Origin of the sequence: Streptomyces sp. NPDC005181 (assembly GCF_040608395.1) — a bacterium.
Lineage (GTDB): Bacteria > Actinomycetota > Actinomycetes > Streptomycetales > Streptomycetaceae > Streptomyces.
The window spans coordinates 46,790-70,071 of record NZ_JBEXID010000032.1; the positions used below are offsets into that span (position 1 = coordinate 46,790).

Sequence of the window (23,282 nt, forward strand, 5' to 3'; positions counted from 1 at the left end):
CACAGGAGGCCCGTACGGCGCGGAGCTCCGGGCGGCGGTCAGCAGCCGTCGTATCCGGCGGTCGGCATGGAGAGCCTGCGGTGCACACTCGCCTTCGTGCGGCTGCTGTACGACGGCTCGTCGAGACCGGCGAACTCCAGCCGTACGCCACGCCGCTCGCACTCCGCGGCGAACTGCGGCACCGACGTCAGTGCCCGGGCGAGCACCCGGTCGTTGGGGGCCACGAACAGTTCGATGTCGCCGCCCTCGACATCCGCCCACAGTGCATGGTGGTCGGGGCGCAGACCGTAGAACCGCAGTTGCCGCGTGACGACATAGCCCTTGTCGGCGGCCCACTGGGCGCACATGGCGTGCTGGCTGCGGGTGTCCACGAGGAACGGGTCGCTGTCGAGTTCTTCGAGCGGCGTGAGACTGGCGATGGCCGCCACCCGTACGTCCCCCATGGGCGTTCCCCCCCGTGCTAGGCGTACCGGCGACCCTACCTCTCCGACTCCCGTACAAAAAGGCGCATGTCAGGACGGGAGGCGTACGGACGGGAGCGCGCCGCCGCCCCCGTGCCGGGGGAAACCCGGAGCGGGGGCGCGGGAGGGGCGGGCGTCAGAGCGACGTCATGACGTGCTTGATGCGCGTGTAGTCCTCGAAGCCGTAAGCGGAGAGGTCCTTGCCGTAGCCCGACTGCTTGTAGCCGCCGTGCGGCATCTCGGCGACGAGCGCCATGTGCGTGTTGATCCACACGCAGCCGAAGTCGAGGTTCTTGGACATCCGCATCGCGCGCGCGTGGTCCTTGGTCCATACGGAGGAGGCGAGGGCGTAGTCGACGCCGTTGGCGTACGCGACCGCCTGGGCCTCGTCGGTGAACGACTGGACGGTCATGACGGGGCCGAAGACCTCGTTCTGGATGATCTCGTCGTCCTGGCGCAGGCCGGAGACGACGGTCGGGGCGTAGAAGTAGCCCTTGTCGCCGACCCGGTGGCCGCCCGCCTCGACCCTGGCGTGCTCCGGGAGCCGCTCGATGAAGCCGCTGACCTGCTTCAGCTGGTTGGCGTTGTTGAGCGGGCCGTACAGCACGTCCTCGTCGTCCGGCTGCCCCGTCTTCGTGTCGGCGGCGGCCTTGGCGAGCGCGGCGACGAACTCGTCGTGGACCGACTCGTGGACGAGGACGCGGGTCGCGGCCGTACAGTCCTGGCCCGCATTGAAGAAGCCGCCGACGATCAGGTCCTCGACCGCCTTCTCCAGGTCCGCGTCCTCGAAGACGACGGCCGGGGCCTTGCCGCCGAGCTCCAGGTGGACCCGCTTGACGTCCTTGGCCGCGCTCTGCGCGACCTGGATGCCGGCCCGGACGGAACCGGTGATGGAGGCCATCGCCGGAGTCGGGTGCTCGACCATCAGCCGGCCGGTCTCACGGTCGCCGCAGATGACGTTGAAGATGCCGCGGGGCAGCTCCAGCGCCTCCAGTACGCCGCCGATGATCTCGGCGATCAGCACGGTGGAGGCCGGGGTGGTGTCCGAGGGCTTGAGGACCACGGCGTTGCCCGCCGCAAGCGCCGGGGCGAACTTCCAGACCGCCATCAGCAGCGGGTAGTTCCACGGCGCGACCTGTGCACAGACACCGACGGGCTCGCGGCGAATGATCGAGGTCATCCCCTCCATGTACTCGCCGGCCGAGCGGCCTTCGAGCATCCGCGCCGCACCCGCGAAGAAACGGACCTGGTCGATGGCCGGGGCCAGTTCCTCGCTGCGGGTGAGGTGGAGCGGCTTGCCGGTGTCCCGGCTCTCCGCCGCCACCAGCTCGTCGGCCCGCGCCTCCATCGCGTCGGCGATCTTCAGCAGGGCCAGCTGGCGTACGGAGGGGGTGGTGTCGCGCCAGACGGGGAACGCGGCAGCGGCGGCCGCCATCGCCGCGTCGACGTCCGCGGCACCGGAGAGCGGGGAGGTGGCATAGACATCGCCGGTGCTGGGGTCCACGACATCGAGCGTGCGGCCGTCCGAGGCGTCGGCGAAGGCGCCGTCGATGTAATTGCGGAACGTGGTGCTCATGGAACCGGTCTCTCTCGTGGTCGGTCGGCGGTACGGGTGGTGCTCGTGGTCACCCGGTGGTGCGGGCGAACGTCTGGCCGGGCGGTGCCGTCAGCACGCGGTACGGGCGGACAGGTGCTCGTGGACGGCGGGCCAGCTGCCGTCCTCGGCGCGGGCGAAGACGATCGTCTCCCGCTCGTGGACGGTCTCCTCACCGGCCCGGGCTGCGATCCTGGTCTCGACGTCGTGGCTGAAGACGGCGGTGGAGCCGAGGTGCTGGATCAGCTGTCCCGTGGAGGTGCAGCCCAGGATCCGGAAGTCGTCCTCGTCCACCCACTGCTGCCACAGCGCGCGGTACTCGGCCGTGGAGGCGAGCCGCTGCGGCGTGGAGTGGAAGACGAAGGTGGCATCGGGGGCGAAGGCACCGAAGTAGTCGTCGAGGCGCCCCTCGGCGAAGGCGGCGACGAGCGCATCGGCGGCGGCCTGGATCTCCTGGACGGGGGTGCTCTCGGGCGTGCTCATGGGTGGCTCCTGGTTACGGGTGGGGCGGGCGCTCAGTGAGCGGCGGCGGGTTCGGCGGCGAGAGGCTCGTCCGTACCGCCGGTGATCGGCGGGACCTCGGTGTCCGACGCCCGGACGAACCGGGGTCCGCCCGGCCCGTACACCCCGCGCGGCTCCGGGAACACGGTGAGCAGGGTGAGGTACAGCACGGCTGCCAGGGCGAGGCCGACCGGCAGGGAGATGTCCGCGCCGTTCGCAAGGTTGCCGAGCGGGCCGACGAACTGACCGGGCAGGTTGGTGAAGAGCAGCGCCACGACGGCGGAGATGACCCAGGTGGACATGCCGCGCCAGTTCCAGCCGTGGTTGAACCAGTAGCGTCCACCAGTCTGGCGGCGGTTGAAGACCTGGAGGGCGTCCGCGTCGTACCAGCCGCGCCGGGTGAGGTAGCCGAGAGCCATGACGATCATCCACGGGGCCGTGCACGTGATGATCAGGGTGGCGAAGGTGGAGATGGACTGCGCGAGGTTGAGCGCGAACCGGCCGACGAAGATGAAGGCGATCGACAGGGCCCCGATGAAGAACGTCGACTGGACCCGGCTGAAGCGCGTGAACACGCTGGAGACGTCGAGCCCGGTGCCGTACAGCGCGGTCGTGCCGGTGGAGAGGCCACCGATCAGGGCGATCAGGCAGAGCGGCAGGAAGTACCAGCCGGGCGAGATGGCGAGCAGTCCGCCGACGTAGTTGGGGGCGGCCGGGTCCACGTACTTCGCGGCCTTGGCGGCGATGATCGAGGCGGTGGCCAGGCCGAAGAGGAACGGCAGCAGGGTGGCGATCTGGGCCAGGAACGCGGCGCCCATGACCCGGCGGCGCGGCGTAGCGGTCGGGATGTAGCGGGACCAGTCGCCGAGGAAGGCGCCGAACGAGACCGGGTTGGACAGGACGATCAGCGCGGAGCCGATGAAGGCCGGCCAGAAGAGCGGGTCGGCGGTCGAAGCGAAGGCTCCCGCGTACCCCGGGTCGAAGTCTCCGGCGAAGGCAAAGGCGCCGAGGACGAAGAGCGCCGAGGCCGCGATGACCGCGATCTTGTTGACCAGCAGCATGAACCGGAAGCCGTAGACACAGACGACGAGCACCAGCCCGGCGAAGATCGCGTAGGCGACGCCGTAGCTCGCATCGGACTCGGGGAGACCGGCGAGTCGGTGGGCTCCGCCGACGAGTGCGTCACCGGAGGACCACACGGAGATCGAGAAGAACGCGACCGCGGTGAGCAGCGAGAGGAACGAGCCGACGATCCTGCCGTGCACGCCCAGGTGGGCGGAGGAGGAGACGGCGTTGTTGGTGCCGTTGGCCGGGCCGAAGAGCGCCATCGGGGCGAGCAGCAGGGCGCCGACGAGCAGACCCAGCACGGTCGCCGCCAGGCCCTGCCAGAAGGAGAGCCCGAACAGGATGGGGAACGCACCGAGCACACAGGTGGCGAAGGTGTTGGCGCCGCCGAAGGCGAGCCGGAAGAGGTCGAGGGGACGGGCGGTGCGGTCCGCTTCGGGTATCCGCTCGACCCCGTTGGTCTCGACTTCGGTGATCGAGGAAGTCACGGACGCTCCACCTACTGTTCATACGCGGGGACTGATCCCTCAGTCTGTGGTCCCGGACCGTCCGCGGCAATTGTGAAAGTCACAAAGGGATGCGCTGTTGTCTGTGGCCAGCGACAAACTCACCGTTGAGGATCTTCTTTCCTACCCCGCGCTCCAGCTCACCGTGAAGGCGGGCAGCAGCGGTCTGGGCCGCTCGGTCTCCTGGGCGCACGCGAGCGAACTGGCCGATCCGACGCCTTGGTTGCTCGGCGCCGAGGTGATCATGACGACGGGCCTGGCGATCCCGCGCAACGCCGCCGGACAGCGCGCGTATCTGGAGCGGCTCGACGACGCCGGGGTGTCCGCGCTGGCCCTCTCGGCACAGCTGCACATGCCCCCCTTGCACGACGCCTTCTTCCGCGCGGCCGAGGAGCGGGCCGTCCCGGTCCTCGAGGTGCCGCTCGCCGTCCCGTTCATCGCGGTGTCCCAGGAGGTCGCCGCGTCGGTCCAGGAGGATGCCCGGCACCGGCTCGGCGCCCAGCTGCAGGTCTTCGGTTCACTGCGCTGGCTGGTCGCCGAGGACCTCGACACGCCTACGCTGCTGCGCCGCCTCGAACGCCTCTCGGGTTACGACGTCTACCTCTGTACGCCTCTCGGGTTACGACGTCTACCTCTGTACGCCGCAGGGGCGCCCCCTGCTGCCCGGCGTGCCCGTGCCCGATCCGGGCGTCCTGCCCGCCTCCGTCGATGCCCCGCCGACCGTGCCCGGCGGGTTCGTGCTGCCCGTGCCGGCGCCCGGCGGGCCGGCGGGGTTCCTCGTCGCGTACGAACGGGAGGGCGCCCAGCCGGCCGGGCTCGCCGTCGTCCAGCACATCGCCACGGTGGCGGCGCTGCGGGTGGCGATGGTCCGCAACGAACGCGAGACGCTGCGCCGGGAGGGCGCAGAGACCCTCGCCGAGCTGCTGCAGGAGGTCCTCGATCCGGAAGCGGCACGGCGCAGGCTCGCCCGGCACGCGATCGAGGGCGACACCGTGCTGATCGTGGTCCGGCGGACCACGGACGAGGCACTCCTGCGGTGTCTCGAGGACCATCCGCATCTCCTGCTCACCTGGGGCGAGGACCGCTATGTGCTGGGCGCGCCGCAGCTGGCCGACCGGATCGGTGAGCTGCCGGACGTGGCGGCGGGGATGAGCCGCCCGTTCCTGCCGGGCGCCGCGCTGCGGGTGGCGCAGCGCGAGGCGCTCTGGGCGGTCTCCAAGGCCGTCGAGTCGGGCCGCCCGGTGATCCGTTACGGGGACGATTCGATGGGCCGCTGGCTTCCCGACGACCCGGCGATGCTGACGGCGCTGGTCGAGCATGTCCTCGGTGCGGTGCTGCGTTACGACGAGGCGCACGACTCGCAGCTGCTGGTCTCCGCCCGCACCTGGATGGAGCGCGACCGCCGCACGGAGACGGCGGCTGCCGCCCTCCACATCCACCCGAACACCCTCGCCTACCGGCTGCGCAGATTCGGCGCGCTGACCGACCGCGATCTGGCGTCGACGGGAGCGCTGGCGGAGGTCTGGCTGGCGATCCAGGCGGCGGGGGCGCTGGGGCTCACGGACTGAGATCTCCTGTCGCCGGGCACAGCGGCAGCCGGACGTACCCGGGCCCCCTGCCCCGCTCCGGCATTACGCTCATGGCCAGGGCCGGACAGCGAGAACCACGGGCGAGGAGGCAGACGGTGCCGGTGGAAGTCACTTGGTGGGGTCATGCCACCTGCACCATCGAGGACTCCGGAGTCCGTGTCCTGACCGACCCCCTCTTCGTACGCCGCCTCGCCCACCTGCGCCGCCGCCGCGGCGCACTCCCGGGTCCCGAGGCCACCGTCGCCGATGTCGTCCTCATCTCCCATCTGCACTCCGACCATCTGCATCTGCCCTCGCTGGCCCGCCTCGCCCCCGGCAGCAGGCTGATCGTGCCGCTCGGCGCCGTCCGTTCCGTACCGGGGCTGCGGATGCTGCGCCGGGTGCGCGGGCTGCGGATCACCGAGGTGGCAGTCGGGGACGAGGTGCGGGTCGGGAGCGTGCGGATACGGGCCGTCCCCGCACACCACGACGGGCGGCGGCTGCCGGTGGGCCCGCACCGCTCGCCCGCGCTGGGCTATGTCGTCGAGGGCGAGGCGCGCACGTACTTCGCCGGGGACACCGGGCTGTTCGACGAGATGGCGGAGGCGGTCGGCCCGGTGGATGTGGCGCTGCTGCCGGTCGGCGGCTGGGGCCCGTATCTCGGCCACAGCCATCTGGACGCGGGCCGCGCAGCCCAGGCCCTGGCCCGGCTGGCGCCGCGCTCGGCCGTGCCGGTGCACTACGGCACGTACTGGCCGATCGGAATGGACGGGGTCCGGCCCCACGAGTTCCACTCACCGGGTGACGAGTTCGTTCGTCAGGCGGCTCTGCTGGCACCGGACGTGACAGTGCACCGGCTGGCCCACGGGGAGCATGTGCGGCCGGAGGCCGCCAGGTGATCCAGGAGGTCGTGGGGCAGCTGCCCCCTGAGTCGACGCAGCAGGCCGTCGGCTATCCGTCCCTGTTCCTGCTGGTGGCACTGGGTGCTCTGGTGCCGGTGGTGCCGACCGGGGCACTGGTGAGTTCGGCGGCCGTGGTGGCGTTCCATCAGACGGACCCGTTCGCGCTGCTGGTGGTGTTCGCGGTGGCGTCGTCGGCGGCGTTCCTCGGAGACATCTGTCTGTACTGGCTGGGGCAGCGCGGGGTGGGCTCCAGGAACGGTTCGAAGTGGCTGCAGGCGATCAGCGGCCGGGCGGCGCCGGAGCGGCTGGCGCAGGCGCAGGCGAAGCTGGACGAGCACGGTTCGGTGGTGCTCGTGCTGTCGCGGCTGGTGCCGGCCGGACGGATTCCGGTGATGCTGGCGTGTCTGCTGGGCCGGATGCCGATGCGCCGGTTCGCCCGGGGGGATGTGCCGGCCTGCCTGGCGTGGGCGGCGACGTATCAGCTGATCGGCATTCTGGGCGGTTCGCTGTTCCCCGAGCCGTGGCAGGGCGTGGTCGCGGCGGTCGGACTGACGCTGCTGATCAGCGGGGCGCCCGCGGTGTGGCGCAGGGCGCGGGCCCGGTTCAGCCACTGATACCGCGCGGCGCCTGCGGTGGGTGCGGGGTGCGGGCCCCGTGCAGCACCCGGGTGCCACCGATCGGCAGGTCCCAGAGGTGTTCACGCGGGTGGCCGGCCAGCTGCCAGGCGGTACGGACCCGGATGAGCGGTTCGAGTACCGGCTCTGCGGAGAGCAGGAACGTCGCCCAGTGCATCGGCGCCATCGCGCGGGCTCCGAGATCCTCGTACGCCTGCACGGCCTCCTCCGGATCGGTGTGTACGTCGCCGAGCCACCAGCGCGGTTCGTACGCCCCGATCGGCAGCAGGGCCAGATCGATCCCGGGGTGGCGGCGGCCGATCTCCGTGAACCAGTGCCCGTAGCCGCTGTCCCCGGCGAAGTAGACCCGCTGCCCGTCGCCACCGCCGATGCCGTTGATGATCCAGCCGCCCCACAGGGAGCGGCAGGTGTCGGTGAGGGTCCGCTTGGACCAGTGGTGGGAGGGCACGAAATCGAAGCGGACGCCGTTCAGCACCGCCGATTCCCACCAGTCGAGCTCGGTGACGCAGGAGAAGCGGCGGCGACGGAACCAGCGACCGAGTCCCGCGGGGACGAACAGCGGGGTGTCCTCAGGCAGTCTGCGCAGGGTGGGGGCGTCCAGATGGTCGTAGTGGTTGTGGCTGATGACCACCGCGTCGACGGTCGGCAGATCCTCCCAGCGGACGCCGACGGGCGTGATCCTGGCAGGTGTGCCGAAGATACGGCGGGACCAGACAGGGTCGGTGAGGATGGTCAGCCCGCCGGTCCGGACGATCCAGCTGGCATGTCCGACCCAGGTCACGGTGGTCGAACCCGCGTCGGCAGCGGGTAGCGGTTCGGGGGCGTACGGCAGCCGGTGGATGCCGCCCAGCCCCTCCGCGCTGGGCCGCACGGCGCGCTCACGGGCGAGTTTCGTCATGCCCCTGACACTCGGGAGCGGGGCGGTGAGCCGGTCGGCGAACGTGTCCGGCCAGACCCGCACCTCGCCGAGGGGGCGTGGTGACACGATCCGGCCGAGGGGAGCCGGGCGCGCAGGCCCGGCGAGGGAGCGCTCGGTCCGTTCCGTCATCGAAGGACTCCCGTCTCGGAGTGCGTCGTCGAGTAGGGCATCGCGGGTGCGTCGCCGCGTGTGCGTCGCCGCACAGGCCATCGGATACGCCGTCGTCAGCGGAGTTCGCCGAGAGCTGTTGCGAAAATGCTCAGCGCTCGGGCGACATGCGGCAATTCAAGGGGCTCCACCGCAGTGAGGGACTCCATCTGCTGCTCCGGGGTCGAGCCCAGCAGTGGTCCGGTACCCAGCCGCACCCGCAGCGCACCCAGTTCGTCGCCGAAGCGGTGGCCTCCCGGGGCGGGCGCGCCGAGGCGTTCGGTGAGGTACTCCTCCAGTTCCAGGGAGTCCGTGACACCGCGGGTGGCGAGCCGGGACCGGAGAGGGCCGAGGTCGGCGTAGAGGTGACGGCCGGCCTGCGGGGGTCTGGCCAGCGCCCCCGAGGCGAGCACCGCCCGGTGGGCCGCGGCCGCGACCTGCGCCTGCAGCTCGGCAGCCCGGCGGACCCGGGCCGTGACGGGCTCCGGTTCGCGCAGCGCATGGGCGGCCGCGGCTGCGACCGGGCCCACGACGTGGGCGCCGAGCGCGGTGAGGATGTCGAGGGTACGGGCGTGGCGCGCCGCCGCGCGTTCGGTGCCCGGGAATCTGGCGACCGCGACCGGCCAGGTGGACGGGGTCAGCGCACCGGCCAGATCACAGACGACGGTGACGTCCTCGGGGCACATCTCGGCGGGGCTGAGCAGGACGGTGTCGTGCGGCCGGTGCAGGGTGTCGCGCCAGGTCTCGTCGCTGACAATGTGCATCCCCTCGGCGACCGCGGCCTCGCACGCCTCGCGCACGAGCTCCGGCGGGGCCACCGTGGCCGTCGGGTCGTCGACGACGGAGATCAGCAGGAGCCGGGGTCTGCCGCCCTCGGCGCGCACTCTGCGTACGGTCTCGAGGAGCGCGTACGGATCGGGCACGCCACCGCACTCGGCCGGGGTCGGCACATGGTAGGCGGGCCGGCCCAGCAGCCGGGCCTGCGGGATCCAGGTGGCGGGGCAGGGGCGCGGCATGAGGACATCGCCGCCGTGTGCGGCGATCAGCGCGAGCAGCAGGGGTGAGGCGCCGGGGGCGGCGGCGATGTCCTGCGGTCCGCAGCGCAGTCCGCGCCGGGTCCAGTAGGCGGCGGCCGCCTCGCGCAGCGCCTCACCGCCGCCGGTCGGTTCGGTCTCGCTGCGCCCGGCCGCGGCGGCGAGCACGTCGGCCAGTTCCCGCAGCACGGGCAGCCCGGGATCGGGCGCGGGCGGCCCGTACCGAACGGGCCCGCGGTCCTCCCGAAGGGTCCGAGCGGCGGCCCGCCCGGCGTCACCCCCGGCCGGTCCCGCATCCCTGTCCTGCCCGCCCTGGCCGCCCTGCCCGCCCTGCCCGGCCCGCTCCCGCGCCATCCCGGGCCTCCTTCGCTGCCGTCCCGTCACCCTGTCTCGTCCTCAGGGCCCTTTATACGGAGGTTTGAGCGACACCGCCCGCCCGGCAGAGCGACACACGGGCCGCCCCGGGTGTCCCGGCCGGACCGTCCGGCCGGGAGCACTCTCACGACCGGGAACGGCACCGGGACCCGACGGCCCCATTGACACTCGGCCCGCCGCGTCATTACGGTCACGCCAGAATTTCGAACGAGTGACGAAATATCGAACACGTCGAGGGGCAACTCCCGTGCGCATCACCGGAATCAGCACACATGTCGTCGGCACCCCCTGGCGCAACCTCACCTACGTCCAGGTCCATACGGACGAAGGTCTCACCGGTGTCGGCGAGACCCGGATGCTCGGCCGCACCGACGCACTGCTCGGCTACCTGCGCGAGGCGGAGGCCAATCACATCGCCGGTTCCGACCCGTTCGCCGTGGAGGACCTCGTACGCCGGATGAAGTACGGCGACTACGGGCGGGCCGGAGAGATCGTGATGTCCGGCATCGCGGTCGTCGAGATGGCCTGCTGGGACATCAAGGGCAAGGCGCTCGGCGTCCCCGTCTGGCAGCTGCTCGGCGGAAAGGTCACCGACCGGGTCAAGGCGTACGCGAACGGCTGGTACACGACCGAGCGCACCCCGGAGGCGTACCACAAGGCGGCCCGGGCAGTCGTCGAGCGCGGCTACCGCGCCCTGAAGATCGACCCGTTCGGGACCGGCCACTTCGAGCTGGGTCAGCAGGAGACCCGGTACGCGGTGTCGCTGATCGAGGCCGTGCGGGACGCCATCGGCCCCGACACCGAGCTGATGCTGGAGATGCACGGCCGGTTCAGCCCGGCGACCGCCGTACGGATCGCCCACGAGATGGCGCCGTTCCGGCCGGCCTGGCTGGAGGAACCGGTGCCGCCGGAGAACCTCAAGGCGCTGAGCAAGGTCGCCGACAAGGTCGATCTGCCGATCGCGACCGGTGAACGAATTCATGACCGGATCGAGTTCCGTGAGCTCTTCGAGTCGCAGGCGGCCGACATCATCCAGCCGGACGTCGGACACATCGGCGGCATCCTGGAGACCCGCAAGCTCGCCGCGACCGCCGAGACCCACTACACGCTGATCGCACCGCACAATGTGGGCGGCTCGGTGCTGACCGCAGCCACTCTCCAACTCGCGGGTTGCACACCCAACTTCAAGATTCTCGAACACTTCAACGACTTCGCGGACGCCGACATCAAGAAGGTCGTCAAGGGGGCCCCGCAGGTGGACCCCGCCACCGGCTGCTTCGAGCTCTCCCACGCCCCGGGTCTCGGCGTGGAGCTCGACGTGGACGCGGCGGCCGAATTCCCGCAGCAGCAGGCCCGGTTCGACCTGTGGGCGGACGGCTGGGAGAGGAGGCAGCCCAAGTGAGCAGCGCCCACACGCGGTCGGTCACGATCGAGCGGCCCGGCGAGCACCGGCTGACCACCGGTTCCGTTCCCGAGCCCGGTCCCGGTGAGGTCCGGGTGCGGGTCGCCGCGGCCGGGATCTGCATGAGCGATCGCGAGGTGTACGACGGGCATCGCGACCCCGCCTATGTCCGCTACCCGGTGGTGCCCGGCCACGAATGGTCCGGGGTGGTCGACGCCCTGGGCGCAGGCGTCGATCCGGCGTTGCTCGGCCGCCGTACGGTCGCCGAGGGCTTCCGGTCCTGCGGCAGGTGCGAACGGTGCCGGAGCGGGGAGACGTCGCTGTGCACAGCGGCGTACGACGAGACGGGGTTCACCCGGCCCGGGGCATTCGCCGACCATGTCGTAGTCCCCGCACGGCTGTTGCACCCGTTGGCCGATGACGCGGATCTGCGGGCCGCCGCCCTGCTGGAACCGGCTGCGGTGGTCGCCGCGGCCGTACGGGCCGGGGCACCCGAACCGGGTGAGCGCATCGCCGTCTTGGGCGCGGGAACGCTCGGGCTGCTCGCCGTACAGCTGCTCTCCGCCATGTCGCCCGGCGAGCTGACGGTGATCGACCCACGGGAGGAACGGGCGCGCCAGGCCCTGACGTTCGGGGCGAGCGAGGCCCGCACCCCGAAGGAGGCCACCGAGGTGCACGCCCGCTACGACCTGGTCGTGGAGACGGCGGGCGCGCCGTCCACCGCCGCCGCCGCGTGCCTGCTGGCGCGGCGCGGCGGCCGGGTGGTGCTCACGGGCATGTTCGCGCCGGGTGCCGCCGGTATCGATCCGGTGCATCTGTCGCTGAGCCAGCTCACCGTGCGCAGCGTGTTCGGGGCGTCGTCGGCGGCCTGGTCCTATGCGGTGCGGGCGTTCACGGCCGGGCTGCTGGATCCGGCGGCGCTGATCACGCACGAGTTCCCGCTGGAGCGGTTCGCGGATGCCGTGGCGCTGGTCGGCGGCGGCGGCCCCGGGACGGGCAAGGTGCTGCTGCGCCCGTAGGGACCCGACGGCCCCACCGCTCTCCCCACACCGCGCACCCATTTACCCCCACACCCGCCCACCCGAACTTCGTCCGATATCTCGAACACGAAAGGTCGCTCATGACCTCGCCCGACTCCCCCGCCCGTCGCCCCGGTGAACCCGCGCTCACCGCGCTCGGGCTGGGCGTGCCCGCTGCCGATCCGGCCGACGCCTCCCCGTACGCCTTCCCCGACGGTGGCACCTGGCGGACCGAGGTCCCGTCCGTCGAAGGCCCGGAAGCCCTCTCTGTCGTCCTCAAGGAGTCCTCCCGGCTCGATGTGCCGGTCCATCGGATCAGTCAGGGCAGCGGCATCTGGATGCTCAGCGACGCCGAGATCACCGAGATGGTCGAGGGCTGCGCCGAACGCGGCGTCGAACTCTGCCTGTTCACCGGACCGCGCGGAAGCTGGGACACGGGCGCCTCCACCCGTACCGACTCGGGCGGGGCGGGGCTGCGCGCCCGTGGCCATGACGCGCTGGCCGGCTGCGTCGAAGACGCCCTGCGGGCCTCCGGGCTGGGCGTCAAATGTCTGCTCGTGGCCGACGAAGGGGTGCTCTGGACGCTGCACCGGCTGCGTGCGCGGGGCATACTGCCCGCCGATACGACCTTCAAGGTCTCGGCGCTCGTCGGGCCGGTGAACCCGGCCTCGTACGCAGTCCACGAGCGGCTCGGCGCCGACTCGATCAACATCCCGTCCGACCTGACGCTTGCTCATTTCACGGAGATCCGACGGGTATCGGGCGCACCGATGGACCTGTACATCGAGGCGCCGGACGACCTGGGCGGCTATGTGCGGATGTATGAGGCGGCCGAGTTGATCCGTCGCGGCGCCCCGATCTATCTCAAGTTCGGTCTGTCCAGGGCGCCCGGCATCTATCCGTACGGCGCGCATCTGCGTGATGTCGCGCTGGACACGGCCCGCGAGCGGGTACGTCGGGGGCGGCTGGCCCTCGATCTGCTGGCCCGGCACGGAGCCGGCGGAAACATGTCGCCGCTCGGCTCCCGGCTTCCTGGCCCACTGCGCCGCTTCACGAGCGAGTAGCGCGCGGCGGGGCCGAGTTCCTCGCCCCTCCCCCGCCCCGTTCAGCCCGCGAAGGCCGTCCCCGGCATCCCTTGCCCCGCACCCGGCAGTACCAACAGCGAACCGGACAGCGGGTGCGGGGCGGCGAGCCCCGTCCGGGCCGTGGAGATGTACAGGTCGCGCAGGTCCGTACCGCCGAAGGCGCAGGCCGTCGGGCGCCGCACCGGCAGTGCGACGGTCCGGTCCAGCGCGCCGTCGGCGGTGTAGCGGCGCAGCGCTCCTCCGTCCCACAGGGCGACCCATACGCATCCGTCGGCGTCGACCGTCAGCCCGTCGGGGAAGCCCGCACCCTCCTCGACCGTCGCGAACGGCCGTCGGTTCAGGGACTGTCGGCCGTCGAAGTCGAAGACGTCGATGCGGCGCGTGGGCGTGTCGATGTAGTACATGAGCCGCCCGTCCGGGCTCCACCCGATGCCATTGCTGCAGGCCACCACGGGCAGCACCGGGGTGACCGTGCCGTCGGGTGCGATGCGGGCGAGGCTGCCGCCGATCTCCGCCTCGTTGTAGCGCATGGTGCCCGCCCACAGTGCCCCGTCGGGCGCCACGGCCGCATCGTTGCCACGCCGCCCGGGTTCGGGGTCGTGCACCAGCCAGCGGAAGGCGCCGTCGGGGTCGTAGAGGCCGATTCCGTCGCGCAGATTGACGACCAGACCGCCGCCCACACGCGGCTTCGCCGCTCCGACATGCTGCTCGGTGGCCATGACCGTGCGGCGACCGCTCGCCGGGGCGTACGTGTGGACGCGGGCGGAGAGGATGTCGACCCAGATCAGCCGGCCGGTCGCCGGGTCCCAGGTCGGGCCCTCGCCGAGCTCGGCGTGCTCCCGTACGGCCACGTCGATGCGTATCCTGCTCACTGCTCCCTCCGGTGGTGTCCGAGGCGGGCGGAGAGGGCGTCGGCACCGTCGGCCGCGAGGACCGCCAGCTCCTTCTCGCGCTTCTCGCTCCAGCGGATCATCGGTACGGAGATGGAGAGCGCGGCAACGACCCGGCCCGCGCGGTCCCGTACCGGAGCCGCCACACAGCTCACATCCGGATTGGACTCACGGTGCTCCACCGCGATGCCCCGCTCCCGCACACCGCGGAGCACGGTCCGCAACTCGGCAGGGTCCGTGATGCTGTTGGGGGTCATGCCGGTCAGTTCACGGCCGTCGAGCCGGGCATCGAGCTCCCGGTCGGGCAGGGTGGCGAGCAGCATCTTGCCGACGGAGGTGCAGTGGGCGGGCAGCCTGCGTCCGGCCGCCGAGACCATCCGTACCGCATGGGTGGAATCCACCTTGGCGACATAGATGACGTCGGTGTCCTCCAGGATCGCCACATGAACCGTCTCGCCGCAGGTCTCGGCGACCTCACGGGCCACCTGCTGTCCCTCGGCGGCGAGGTCGAGCTGCTCGGCGTACCGGCTGCCGAGCTGATAGGTGCGGACTCCGAGGCGGTAGCGGCCGGGCTGGTCCGGGAGCGCCACCAGGTACGAGCGGGCAGCGAGAGTGGTCAGCAGCTCGTGAACGGTGGTGCGCGGCAGCTGGAGTCTGCGGGTGACCTCGGGCGCGGAGAGTGTTCCGTCGCCGTGGAGGAAGAGTTCGAGTACGTCCAGGGCTCTGGTCACCGCAGGGACGAGTCGCCCCATGGTTGTGCACCCACCTCTCGCGTTCGACACTCCGACCATTGGCCGGAATCGCGAACACAGGCTAGTCGTAGCGCACTTGTCACGGCAATGCCGCCGACCCGCCCTCAGCGCCCCGCCGGTGCGGCAATATCTCCCGTGTATCGCCTCTTTGTCAGACCCGTCGGCCGAGGAGTGCGAGCAGTTCGGTCTGCGGGTCGGCGCCCTTCCCGGTCTTGACGGGCGGGGCGAACAGGCCGGTCTGCGACAGACCCTTCGCGTACGGCCCGACCTCGCGCCGGGTGAGCTCGACAAGATCCTCCGGCAGCCGTTCGTCGGCGCCGATCGCCCGGGAGAGGTCCCAGGTGTGCACCACCGCGTCGCTCACCATCTGCGCACAGTAGGCGTCGGCGGCGCTCTCCCCGTACGAGAGATGCACGGTCCGTTTCAGCGCCCCGGGGGCCGCGAACGCCTTGCGGGCCCCTGCCGCCGCCCGGTCCCACACGGCGACGGGGTCGTCGCCCAGCACATCGCCGTCGAAGGCGTCACCGACCTCGGCGACGGTACGGCCCTGCGTCACCAGCGGCGGGACCCACAGCTGCTCGGACGTGAGGTGGGTGACCAGATCACGGACGGACCACTCGGTGCAGGGCGTCGATGCGGACCACTGGTCGGCACGCACGGCATGCACCCGGTCCGTGAAGAGCTGGAGCGCCTCGGCGTGGCGGTCGAGCAGGTCGCGGGCGGAGGAGGAGTGAGATGCCATGTGACCACTGTCTCCGTCCGGAGACCCGCGCGCGAGCGCGCCCGCTGCTTCGGCATGACCGAAAAGGGTATCCGCAGTCCCATGTCGTCTCCGAGCAACGCATCCTCCGTCCCCTCGTCCACCGGACTGCGCAGCTGGCTGCACCGTCGCGATCTCGCCGTGTTCCGGAGCGTGGCCGGCCGACACTGGCCGGGCGCCGACACCGTACTGCCACGCCTGAGCCGCAGCGCCGATCACGGGCTGCTGTGGTTCGGAGCCGCGGCGGGCATGGCGGCCCTCGGCAGCAGCGCCCGGGCCCGGCGCGCTGCGCTGCGCGGGGTGGTCTCGCTGGCCGTGGCCTCGGCCGCGATCAACACCGTGGGGAAGGGTGCGGTGCGCAGGGAACGGCCGGTACTGGACGCCGTACCGGTGATTCGGCGGCTCGCGCGCCAGCCGTTCACCACGTCCTTCCCCTCCGGGCATGCCGCGTCGGCGGCGGCCTTCGCGACGGGGGTCGCTCTCGAATCGAAGGGCTGGGGTGCGGCGGTCGCCCCGCTCGCGCTGGCCGTCGCCGCCTCCCGGGTCTATACGGGGGTCCACTATCCGAGTGATGTGCTGGCCGGTGCGGCACTCGGCATAGGAGCCGCGTTCGCGCTGCGCGGTGTCGTACCGACACGAGGACAGCTGCCCGCGCCGGGCAGAGCGCACACCCAGGCGCCCGCCCTGCCGGGCGGCCGGGGCCTGATGGTCGTCGTCAATCAGGAGTCCGGCTCGGCGACGGCCACGGCCTCGCTGGTTCGGGATGCGCTGCCGCTCGCCGAGGTGGTGGAGTGCGCGCCCGGCGAGCTCTCCGCCGAACTGGAGAAGGCCGCCGGACAGGCCCGTGCGCTCGGGATCTGCGGGGGCGACGGCACGGTCAACAGCGCCGCTGCCGTCGCCGCCGCGCACGGTGTGCCGCTCGCGGTGTTCCCGGGCGGAACCCTCAACCACTTCGCTTACGACCTGGGCATCGAGACGGTCGACGATGTGTGTGCCGCGCTGACCGCGGGCGATGCGGTACGGGTGGATCTGGGCCGCTTCCGGCCGGGGCCGGACGGACCGGCCGGCGCGCACGGATATTTCCTCAACGCCTTCAGTCTGGGCGCCTATCCGGAACTGGTGCGGACCCGTGAGCACTGGGCACCGCGCATCGGCGGCTGGCCGGCAGGCGTCGTGGCGGCGCTCCATGTGCTGCGCGGGGAGCGCCCGCTTGAGGCCGAACTGCAGGGGGAGCGGCGGCCGTTGTGGCTGCTGTTCGTGGGCAACGGCCTGTTCCGGCGGGTGGGCCCGGCACCGGGCCGGCGCCACAACCTCGCGGACGGACTGCTGGACGTCCGGGTGGTGCACGGCGGCCGCACACCCGCCCTTCGCCTCCTTGCCGCTGCGGTTGCGGGTCCGTTGACCCGCTCCCCCGTTCATGCGGCGGTACGGCTTCGGAGTGTCCGGATCGCCGGCCTGACCCCGGGGACGCCCTACGCGTATGACGGCGAAGTAGCGCACAGTCAAAGGGAGTTGCTGATCGACAAGCTACCGGAGGCGCTGACCGTCTACTGCCCTATGCCGGTGTGAGCCATCGAGTCGGAGTCCATAGATCAAGACGCCTATCTCACAATCCGACATCTCGACGTACCATTGATGCATCGCTCAGCGCTTCGCATCACGCTCCGAGAGAGGACGCACAGCCATGCCGAAGGAGACCGCCGTCTACACGCACGGCCACCACGAGTCGGTGCTGCGCTCGCACCGCCGGCGCACGGCCGCCAACTCCGCGGCCTATCTGACCGGCGAACTCCGGCCCGGCATGGCGGTGCTGGACGTCGGCTGCGGTCCCGGCACCATCACCGCGGATCTGGCGGCGCTGGTCGCCCCCGGCCGGGTCACCGCCGTCGACACCGCCCGGGAGATCCTGGACCAGGCCGCCGAGGTGGCTGCTGAACGCGGCCTGGACAACGTCGAGTTCACCACCGCCGATGTGCACGCCCTGGAATTCCCCGACGACTCCTTCGACGTCGTGCACGCCCACCAGGTGCTGCAGCATGTGGGCGACCCGGTGCAGGCGCTGCGCGAAATGCGGCGGGTCTGCCGCCCCGGCGGCATCGTCGCGGCCCGCGACAGCGACTACGCGGCGATGACCTGGTACCCGGAAGTGCCGGTCATGGACGCGTGGCAGGAGCTGTACGGGCGGGTGGCCAGCGCCAATGGCGGCGAGCCGGACGCGGGCCGGCGGCTGCTCTCCTGGGCCCGGCAGGCCGGCTTCACCGACATCACCCCGTCCGCCGCCGCCTGGTGCTTCGCCACGCCGGAGAACCGCGCCTGGTGGAGCGGTCTGTGGGCGGACCGTACGGTCGACTCGGTGTACGCGAAGCTGGCCGTGGACGATGGCCATGCGACCACCGAGCAGCTGGCCGACATCGCAGCGGCCTGGCGCACCTGGGGCGAGCAGGACGACGCATGGTTCATGGTCCCGCACGGCGAAGTGCTCTGCCGCGCCTGACGTCACCAGGCCCGCCACCGGAATCGATCACAGCGCAGGGACCCGCCAACTACCCTTGTCCGCATGGAAATTCTGGGAACCACGCTGCGCATCTGCGTCGACGACCTGGAGGCCGCGGTGGCCTTCTACGAGGACCTCACGGCCAGTCCGGCGCTGCGCTTCGAGCGCGGCGGAGTCTCGGTCGCCGCGATCAGCTGCTTTCTGCTGATGAGCGGCCCCGAGTCGGAGCTGGAGATCCTGCGCAAGGTGACGGCGACGATCGCGGTGAAGAACGTCGACGACGCGCATGAGTCACTCACCCGCGTCGGCGCCCGGATCCTCGCGGGACCTGTGCCGACTCCGGTCGGCCGGAACCTGATCGCGGTCCACCCGGACGGCTCGGTCTTCGAGTACGTCGACCGGAACCTGCCGGCCTGATCCGGCAGGTTCCGGTCGAGGCGACCGCTACCGCGACTGCGCGCCCACGTGCGCCAGCACCTCGTCCGCCAGTTCGCGCGTCGGCCGTTCGCCGTCCAGGAGCACGGTCCCGGCCCGCAGGGTGTCGACCGCGGCGACACACTGCGGGATCTGCGCCTTGCCCCAGCGCCGGGCGCCCTCGTCGCGTTCGGGGTCGCCCGGGGCGACGACCCGGGCGTCGAGCCGCTGCTCCAGGACGTCGGCGGACACCTCGAGGAAGAAGTGATGGACCAGCACTCCGGCTGCCTCCAGGGCCCCGAAGATCTCGTCCGCATACTGCGGATGGACGACGGTCATCGGGGCCAGGACGGGCCGCCCGTACTCCTCGACCAGCCCGACGGCCATCGAGGCGACCTGCCGTCGCCATAGCGGCAGATGCTGGAAATTGCCGTTCGGTACCTCCACGATGTCCCGCAGGACGTAACCGATCCGCTCGGGGTCGTAGACGAGTGCCTCGGGCCACCGCCGGTGCAGTTCGGCCACCAGCGTGGTCTTGCCGCTGCCGAACGCCCCGTTCACCCAGACGATCACGCGTTACTCCTCTCCTCGGCGTTCCCGGTCAACTCTTCGGACGCATCCGGTAGTTGTACGCGTCGGGCAGCGGCTCGTCGGTGAGCGCCGACCAGACCTCGTCCAGGATCTCCGCCCCCTCCCGCAGGTCCGCGACCTCGAAGCCCTGGTCGAAGACGGCACGGGCCGCCGCACGGTCACCCTCGGCGAGCAGGAGTCGGGCCTCCAGCAGGCGGAAGCGGCCGCGCTGCCGGATCGCCGGGCGCAGCCCGGCCCAGACCGTGCGGGCCAGGTCGGTCCGCCCGGCCGCCAGCAGTGCCTCGATCGCCTCACGGCCGAGAGCCGTGGTGGCGGCAGTCCAGGCTTCGCCGTCGTCACGGCGTTCCGCGCAGAGGTCCTCGAACGCCTCGGCGTAGTGGTCGGCGGCCCTGTCCGGCTGGCCACCCTCCTGGGCGGCGACGGCCAGGCAGCGCAGCAGCGGCCAGCGGGACGGGGCGAGGGCCAGACCACGCTCCCAGCTGCGGACCGCCTGGGCGTGGTCGCCGGCGTGCCACTGGGCGACGCCGAGGTGGTACTCGGTGAGCGGCTCGGCCGATGCCGTCTCCAGCATGTCGCGCCAGTGCGCGGAGACGAGCGAGGGGCCGGGGGGCGTCACACGCCGCGGCTCGGGGAAGGCGCCCTGCTCGAGCAGGTCCAGCCAGGGTGCCTGCTGTTCGCCGAGGGTCGACTCGGCGAACGGTGTGCCCGGGAGCCGGTACTTGCCGCGCCGGACTTCGAGGGCGCCCCAGCCGGAGCCGGTGGCGAGGGACTCGCCGGGCTCGGTGTCGGCGTGCGGGCGCCAGGCCGCGTACGCGGCGTCGACGTCGGCGCGCGGCAGGGCTACGGCGAGGCGCTGTTCGGTCTCGGCTCGGGCCGCGGCCCAGTCGTCGCCGTGCACGGCACCGGGGTCGGCGCTCAGCGGTCCGTACGACTCCAGCCAGCTGAACTCGGCGCCGGGTTCCAGCGGGATGTGCTCCAGCTGAGTGCGGGCAAGTCCGGCCTGGATCTCCGCGTAGCCGACGGTGCCGGGTTCGGTGAGCCACTGCTGCCACCGGCGTCCGCCGGGCCCGCTGCCCCAGAGGAAGAGCTTGCGGCCGCGCAGCAGGTCGGTGGAGGTCTGGACGAGTCCGTGACCGTCCTCGTCGAGCGAGGCGATCCAGCGGCGGGTGCCGTCGGGCACCTCGTAGAAGTAGTCGGCGGGGAAGTCGCTGCGCAGCGGGTACGTACGGTCGACGGAACCGGTCTCCGGTACGGGGACCCGGGTCAGGGTCCGCTCGTAACCGAAGTGCCAGGCCTCGTCCGCGGGGGCCAGGACCCGGGTCCGTGCGCTCTCGGGGACGGCGATGTTGGACCACCAGTAGACGGGCGCGGTGTGCTCGTGCGGGTTGCGTATCCGTACCCCGACATGGAGGAAGTCGGACTCCTCCGGCAGCCACAGGTCCACCTGGAACGGCAGGTCGCGCAGCCGCTCCCACTCCCAGAGGCGGACCATTTCACCGCCGTCGGGTGCGGGAACGCGGGCAGCGTGCACCGGGGCACAGGACAGTGTGGTGTGGCCGGTCGCGCCGATGTTCCACTCGATGCCGCCGGAGAACCAGGCGCCGTTGAGAGCGAAGTCGGCGGGCTGCAGGACGGGGTTGGTATAGAGCAGCTCGCGGCCGGTCGGCTTGTGGTGGAGGGAGTGGATCCGCCCACCGAGTCCGGGCAGGACGGTGGCCCGGAGCCGGTCGTTCTCCATGACGATCGCGTCCAGGCCGGTGGGGGTCCGCTCGCGCCCGTACCCGTCGAGAATTCGCACCGGCAGGACGGTGGCCAGCGGCTCGTAGCCGATCTGCCGCGCCATGTCGCGCGGCAGCCCGGCCCGGTCTCGGTCGTCGACGACATGCATCTCGTCGAGTGGCCGCAGCGCGGGCAACGGATTCTCCGGGCCCAGCGGTGCGGCGGGCAGAGTCAGTACGGCACGTCGTACGGTGGTGGCCAAGGCAACCTCGCTCCCTCACACGGGCCGCCGCAGGTCCGGGCGCCCCCGATGACCATGGAACACTCTCGAAGCCGCCCCGACCAGAGGCGTCGCCGTCAGTCTTCGGCAAAGGCAGCGACGGGCGTCGACGGCGGCAATATTCCGCGTGCGTCCCGTCCTCGCCGTCGTAGCCTTCATCCTCAACGGTTCATGAGACAGAGGCGGCAGAGCAGGATGAGCACCCAGCACACCTACCGAGTGATCGTGCGCGGGACCTGGGAGGGCCTCACGGACGAGGCCCGCGCCCGTCTGCTGGCCGAGGTGGAGCAGCACGGACTGGAGGCGATGCAGTTCACCGAGGAGGGCTCGCTCACCTACGACAGGGTGCTCAAGCACTTCAGCTTCCGGTACGTGGTCGTGTCGGACGCCGAGGACGGCGAAGAGATGGCATCCGCGATCGCCGAGGACCGGGCGGAGACGACGCTGAAGGAGCACGGGTACGGCTACGTACGAGATGATCCACTCGGCCCGGGACAGCGCCGAGGCGACGCGCATCAGCACCTGGCTCCACGCCTTCGACTACCTTCAGAAGCCGTTGTTGAACCGGATGTGATCGTTGAGTTCCTGCTGTTCAGGCATGGTTTCGGTCGGGGTGAGGGATGGTCTCGACGTTCTGTTTCCGCTTGATCGTCGAGGGGTGTGCGATGGCGTCGATGCTGGGGTTGCTGGAGGCGCGGGAATCGGCTGCCCGCGAGCGGGTGGAGGACCTGCGGGACGAGGCGGCCCGTATGGCCGCGGCGCTGGAGGCCGCTGAGATCGAGTTGGACCGGCGGGTGATCGCGCGCGAGGAGCTCGTCGACGCCCTGGCCGCGTCTGCTGAAGCGACCACCGCCGCGGCGGAGGCCGAAGGCGAGGAAGTGCCTGCTCCTGTGCCGGTGTCCGCGTCGGTGCCGGGAGCGATCGTGCCGCCCTGGCGGGAGGGACTGTCGGTGTCGGTGCTCTCGCTGGACAACCAGCGGATCCTGAACGTGCTTCAGGACCGGCCGGGCCACGAGCCGGTGCGGGCCAAGGACATCGCGGCGGCCCTCGGGATCGAGGTGACGGTGGCGGCGAAGGTCGAGGGAGTGCGGTCGAAGGCGAAACGCCTGGGCGAGCGCGGGTGGTTGCTCCAGGAGGCGTCGGGGGCGTTCAGTGCCGGCCGTCGGCTCGTGGCCGGGCCAGTCGGCGGCTCATCCGCGTGATCATCGAGAACAGGATCATCGCCTCGCTGGTCGCGGTCAGGGTCTCGTAGTCCCGGCACAAACGGCGTGAGTGCATCAACCACGCCAGCGTGCGCTCTACCACCCAGCGTCTCGGCAGCACCACGAACCCCTCCATGTCGTCAGTGCGTTTGACGACTTCGAGGGCGAAGGCGAGTCTCTGACGGCACCAGTCGACGATCGAGCCGGTGTAGCCGCCGTCCGCCCAGACCAGGGTGATCTCCCGGTGCAGCCGACGCAGCCGCAGAAGCAGGGGCACGGCCGCCTCCCGGTCGCCCACGTTCGCGGCGGTCACTGCGACGACCAGGAGCAGGCCGAGACAATCTGTAACAATATGGCGCTTGCGGCCGTTGATCTTCTTGCCGCCGTCGTATCCGCGTGAGACGGCGGGCACCGAAGCGGCCCCCTTCACCGACTGCGCGTCGATGATCCCGGCCGTCGGTTCCGCCTCGCGGCCCTCGCGCTCGCGGACCCGTGCGCGCAGCCGGTCTTGGAACTCGGCGATCAGCCCGTGCTCACGCCAGCGGCGGAAGAAGGCGTAGACCCGGTCCCAGGCGGGGAAGTCCACCGGCATCGACCGCCAGGCGATCCCGCCCGCGACCAGGTAGCGGATCGCGTCGAGCATCTGGCGGTGGCAGTAACCCTCGGGCTGCCCACCACGGCCCTCCAGCCAGGCCGGGGTGGGCAACAGCGATCGCACCGCCGTCCACTCCTCGTCCGTCATGTCCGAGGGATACCGGCGCACTCGGTCCGGATGATCAGCCGCGTTGCCGTACACGTGCGCGAGGCAATCGCACGACACGACGGACGAGTTGAAGCCAACGGGAGCGGACGTGTACAACAACGACAACGGGGCCTCCTTGGGCCGCTCGGTTAGGTTCGCACCCCCGAGCTACCAAGAGGCCCCGCCTTCATGTCCGCACCACCGCAAGATCACCCGACCAGGAAC

At 71.4% G+C, this 23,282-nt stretch carries 22 protein-coding genes and 2 pseudogenes; 12 read left to right on the forward strand and 12 right to left on the reverse strand.

The window, feature by feature from the left end; genetic code table 11:
* Positions 1-38 precede the first annotated feature (38 nt).
* The 4 genes from ABZV38_RS21260 to ABZV38_RS21275 all read right to left on the reverse strand — a co-directional run bounded on the left by ABZV38_RS21260 (position 39) and on the right by ABZV38_RS21275 (position 4,109).
* Positions 39-443, reverse strand: coding sequence for a hypothetical protein (locus ABZV38_RS21260; protein WP_356329143.1), 405 nt, complete (start codon positions 441-443; stop codon positions 39-41).
* 154 nt (positions 444-597) lie between these two features.
* A complete protein-coding gene (locus tag ABZV38_RS21265) occupies positions 598-2,037 on the reverse strand; it encodes a gamma-aminobutyraldehyde dehydrogenase (protein WP_356329145.1) in 1,440 nt (479 codons plus the stop codon).
* A gap of 90 nt (positions 2,038-2,127) precedes the next feature.
* The gene (locus ABZV38_RS21270) at positions 2,128-2,538 is read right to left on the reverse strand and encodes a nuclear transport factor 2 family protein (protein WP_356329147.1); all 411 of its coding nucleotides are present in this window, start codon (positions 2,536-2,538) and stop codon (positions 2,128-2,130) included.
* 32 nt (positions 2,539-2,570) lie between these two features.
* Positions 2,571-4,109 carry a cytosine permease gene (locus ABZV38_RS21275; protein ID WP_356329148.1) on the reverse strand — a complete coding sequence of 513 codons (1,539 nt, stop codon included), beginning with the start codon at positions 4,107-4,109 and terminating at the stop codon, positions 2,571-2,573.
* A gap of 163 nt (positions 4,110-4,272) precedes the next feature.
* On the opposite strand from ABZV38_RS21275, the pseudogene ABZV38_RS21280 reads away from it, so the two are divergent.
* From ABZV38_RS21280 to ABZV38_RS21295, 4 genes and pseudogenes are all read left to right on the forward strand, one after another.
* Positions 4,273-4,530, forward strand: a pseudogene (locus ABZV38_RS21280) (PucR family transcriptional regulator ligand-binding domain-containing protein); the annotation flags it as partial.
* Positions 4,531-4,795: 265 nt separating this feature from the next.
* Positions 4,796-5,695 carry a helix-turn-helix domain-containing protein gene (locus ABZV38_RS21285; protein ID WP_356329149.1) on the forward strand — a complete coding sequence of 300 codons (900 nt, stop codon included), beginning with the start codon at positions 4,796-4,798 and terminating at the stop codon, positions 5,693-5,695.
* Positions 5,696-5,811: 116 nt separating this feature from the next.
* The gene (locus ABZV38_RS21290) at positions 5,812-6,594 is read left to right on the forward strand and encodes an MBL fold metallo-hydrolase (protein WP_356329151.1); all 783 of its coding nucleotides are present in this window, start codon (positions 5,812-5,814) and stop codon (positions 6,592-6,594) included.
* Positions 6,591-7,211 (forward strand): VTT domain-containing protein, encoded by a 621-nt coding sequence (locus ABZV38_RS21295; RefSeq protein ID WP_356329153.1) that lies wholly within the window; start codon positions 6,591-6,593, stop codon positions 7,209-7,211. Before ABZV38_RS21290 ends, ABZV38_RS21295 begins: the two co-directional genes overlap by 4 nt.
* On the opposite strand, the gene ABZV38_RS21300 is transcribed toward ABZV38_RS21295, so the two are convergent.
* On the reverse strand, positions 7,201-8,280 hold the full coding sequence (locus ABZV38_RS21300; protein ID WP_356329155.1) for an MBL fold metallo-hydrolase: 1,080 nt from the start codon (positions 8,278-8,280) through the stop codon (positions 7,201-7,203). The genes ABZV38_RS21295 and ABZV38_RS21300 overlap by 11 nt on opposite strands.
* A 95-nt stretch (positions 8,281-8,375) precedes the next feature.
* On the reverse strand, positions 8,376-9,686 hold the full coding sequence (locus tag ABZV38_RS21305; protein WP_356329156.1) for an aminotransferase class I/II-fold pyridoxal phosphate-dependent enzyme: 1,311 nt from the start codon (positions 9,684-9,686) through the stop codon (positions 8,376-8,378).
* A 268-nt stretch (positions 9,687-9,954) separates the two neighbouring features.
* On the opposite strand from ABZV38_RS21305, the gene ABZV38_RS21310 reads away from it, so the two are divergent.
* From ABZV38_RS21310 to ABZV38_RS21320, 3 genes are all read left to right on the forward strand, one after another.
* Positions 9,955-11,109, forward strand: a complete 1,155-nt coding sequence (locus ABZV38_RS21310) for a mandelate racemase/muconate lactonizing enzyme family protein (protein ID WP_356329157.1) — start codon at positions 9,955-9,957, stop codon at positions 11,107-11,109.
* Positions 11,106-12,128, forward strand: a complete 1,023-nt coding sequence (locus ABZV38_RS21315) for an alcohol dehydrogenase catalytic domain-containing protein (RefSeq protein WP_356329159.1) — start codon at positions 11,106-11,108, stop codon at positions 12,126-12,128. Before ABZV38_RS21310 ends, ABZV38_RS21315 begins: the two co-directional genes overlap by 4 nt.
* 101 nt (positions 12,129-12,229) lie before the next feature.
* Positions 12,230-13,192 (forward strand): hypothetical protein, encoded by a 963-nt coding sequence (locus tag ABZV38_RS21320; protein ID WP_356329161.1) that lies wholly within the window; start codon positions 12,230-12,232, stop codon positions 13,190-13,192.
* A gap of 41 nt (positions 13,193-13,233) precedes the next feature.
* Here the strand turns inward: ABZV38_RS21320 and ABZV38_RS21325 are convergent, their stop codons facing one another.
* From ABZV38_RS21325 to ABZV38_RS21335, 3 genes are all read right to left on the reverse strand, one after another.
* Positions 13,234-14,085: an SMP-30/gluconolactonase/LRE family protein gene (locus tag ABZV38_RS21325; protein WP_356329163.1), complete on the reverse strand. Its 852-nt coding sequence runs from the start codon at positions 14,083-14,085 to the stop codon at positions 13,234-13,236.
* Positions 14,082-14,855 (reverse strand): IclR family transcriptional regulator, encoded by a 774-nt coding sequence (locus ABZV38_RS21330; protein ID WP_356329165.1) that lies wholly within the window; start codon positions 14,853-14,855, stop codon positions 14,082-14,084. The genes ABZV38_RS21325 and ABZV38_RS21330 overlap by 4 nt, the downstream gene beginning before the upstream one ends.
* A 151-nt stretch (positions 14,856-15,006) precedes the next feature.
* Positions 15,007-15,597, reverse strand: a complete 591-nt coding sequence (locus ABZV38_RS21335) for a TIGR03086 family metal-binding protein (RefSeq protein ID WP_356329167.1) — start codon at positions 15,595-15,597, stop codon at positions 15,007-15,009.
* An 81-nt stretch (positions 15,598-15,678) separates the two neighbouring features.
* Here ABZV38_RS21335 and ABZV38_RS21340 point away from each other — a divergent pair, with 81 nt between their 5' ends.
* The 3 genes from ABZV38_RS21340 to ABZV38_RS21350 all read left to right on the forward strand — a co-directional run bounded on the left by ABZV38_RS21340 (position 15,679) and on the right by ABZV38_RS21350 (position 18,526).
* Positions 15,679-17,184 carry a phosphatase PAP2 family protein gene (locus ABZV38_RS21340; RefSeq protein ID WP_356329169.1) on the forward strand — a complete coding sequence of 502 codons (1,506 nt, stop codon included), beginning with the start codon at positions 15,679-15,681 and terminating at the stop codon, positions 17,182-17,184.
* A 115-nt stretch (positions 17,185-17,299) separates the two neighbouring features.
* Complete coding sequence (locus ABZV38_RS21345) at positions 17,300-18,109, forward strand: methyltransferase domain-containing protein (RefSeq protein ID WP_356329171.1); 810 nt, start codon at positions 17,300-17,302, stop codon at positions 18,107-18,109.
* Positions 18,110-18,172: 63 nt separating this feature from the next.
* A complete protein-coding gene (locus tag ABZV38_RS21350; RefSeq protein WP_030971888.1) occupies positions 18,173-18,526 on the forward strand; it encodes a VOC family protein in 354 nt (117 codons plus the stop codon).
* Between the two features lie 27 nt (positions 18,527-18,553).
* On the opposite strand, the gene ABZV38_RS21355 is transcribed toward ABZV38_RS21350, so the two are convergent.
* Both ABZV38_RS21355 and ABZV38_RS21360 read right to left on the reverse strand, forming a co-directional pair.
* Positions 18,554-19,096 carry an AAA family ATPase gene (locus tag ABZV38_RS21355; protein ID WP_356329173.1) on the reverse strand — a complete coding sequence of 181 codons (543 nt, stop codon included), beginning with the start codon at positions 19,094-19,096 and terminating at the stop codon, positions 18,554-18,556.
* Between the two features lie 28 nt (positions 19,097-19,124).
* A complete protein-coding gene (locus tag ABZV38_RS21360) occupies positions 19,125-21,095 on the reverse strand; it encodes a DUF5107 domain-containing protein (RefSeq protein ID WP_356329175.1) in 1,971 nt (656 codons plus the stop codon).
* Positions 21,096-21,308: 213 nt separating this feature from the next.
* On the opposite strand from ABZV38_RS21360, the pseudogene ABZV38_RS21365 reads away from it, so the two are divergent.
* A pseudogene (locus ABZV38_RS21365) lies at positions 21,309-21,581 on the forward strand (DUF6204 family protein); the annotation flags it as partial.
* A 197-nt stretch (positions 21,582-21,778) separates the two neighbouring features.
* On the forward strand, positions 21,779-22,315 hold the full coding sequence (locus ABZV38_RS21370) for a hypothetical protein (protein ID WP_356329176.1): 537 nt from the start codon (positions 21,779-21,781) through the stop codon (positions 22,313-22,315).
* Here ABZV38_RS21370 and ABZV38_RS21375 read toward each other — a convergent pair.
* On the reverse strand, positions 22,263-23,057 hold the full coding sequence (locus ABZV38_RS21375; RefSeq protein WP_356329178.1) for an IS5 family transposase: 795 nt from the start codon (positions 23,055-23,057) through the stop codon (positions 22,263-22,265). The two genes, ABZV38_RS21370 and ABZV38_RS21375, sit on opposite strands and share 53 nt — an antisense overlap.
* Positions 23,058-23,282: the final 225 nt, after the last annotated feature.

Excerpts from the sequence above, each read along its gene's own strand:
- ABZV38_RS21260 (WP_356329143.1), bottom strand. The coding sequence starts at position 443 with ATGGGGGACGTACGGGTGGCGGCCATCGCCAGTCTCACGCCGCTCGAA.
- ABZV38_RS21265 (WP_356329145.1), bottom strand. The coding sequence starts at position 2,037 with ATGAGCACCACGTTCCGCAATTACATCGACGGCGCCTTCGCCGACGCC.
- ABZV38_RS21270 (WP_356329147.1), bottom strand. The coding sequence starts at position 2,538 with ATGAGCACGCCCGAGAGCACCCCCGTCCAGGAGATCCAGGCCGCCGCC.
- ABZV38_RS21300 (WP_356329155.1), bottom strand. The coding sequence starts at position 8,280 with ATGACGGAACGGACCGAGCGCTCCCTCGCCGGGCCTGCGCGCCCGGCT.
- ABZV38_RS21305 (WP_356329156.1), bottom strand. The coding sequence starts at position 9,686 with ATGGCGCGGGAGCGGGCCGGGCAGGGCGGGCAGGGCGGCCAGGGCGGG.
- ABZV38_RS21320 (WP_356329161.1), top strand. The coding sequence starts at position 12,230 with ATGACCTCGCCCGACTCCCCCGCCCGTCGCCCCGGTGAACCCGCGCTC.
- ABZV38_RS21330 (WP_356329165.1), bottom strand. The coding sequence starts at position 14,855 with ATGGGGCGACTCGTCCCTGCGGTGACCAGAGCCCTGGACGTACTCGAA.
- ABZV38_RS21335 (WP_356329167.1), bottom strand. The coding sequence starts at position 15,597 with ATGGCATCTCACTCCTCCTCCGCCCGCGACCTGCTCGACCGCCACGCC.
- ABZV38_RS21340 (WP_356329169.1), top strand. The coding sequence starts at position 15,679 with ATGTCGTCTCCGAGCAACGCATCCTCCGTCCCCTCGTCCACCGGACTG.
- ABZV38_RS21345 (WP_356329171.1), top strand. The coding sequence starts at position 17,300 with ATGCCGAAGGAGACCGCCGTCTACACGCACGGCCACCACGAGTCGGTG.
- ABZV38_RS21350 (WP_030971888.1), top strand. The coding sequence starts at position 18,173 with ATGGAAATTCTGGGAACCACGCTGCGCATCTGCGTCGACGACCTGGAG.
- ABZV38_RS21370 (WP_356329176.1), top strand. The coding sequence starts at position 21,779 with ATGGCGTCGATGCTGGGGTTGCTGGAGGCGCGGGAATCGGCTGCCCGC.
- ABZV38_RS21375 (WP_356329178.1), bottom strand. The coding sequence starts at position 23,057 with ATGACGGACGAGGAGTGGACGGCGGTGCGATCGCTGTTGCCCACCCCG.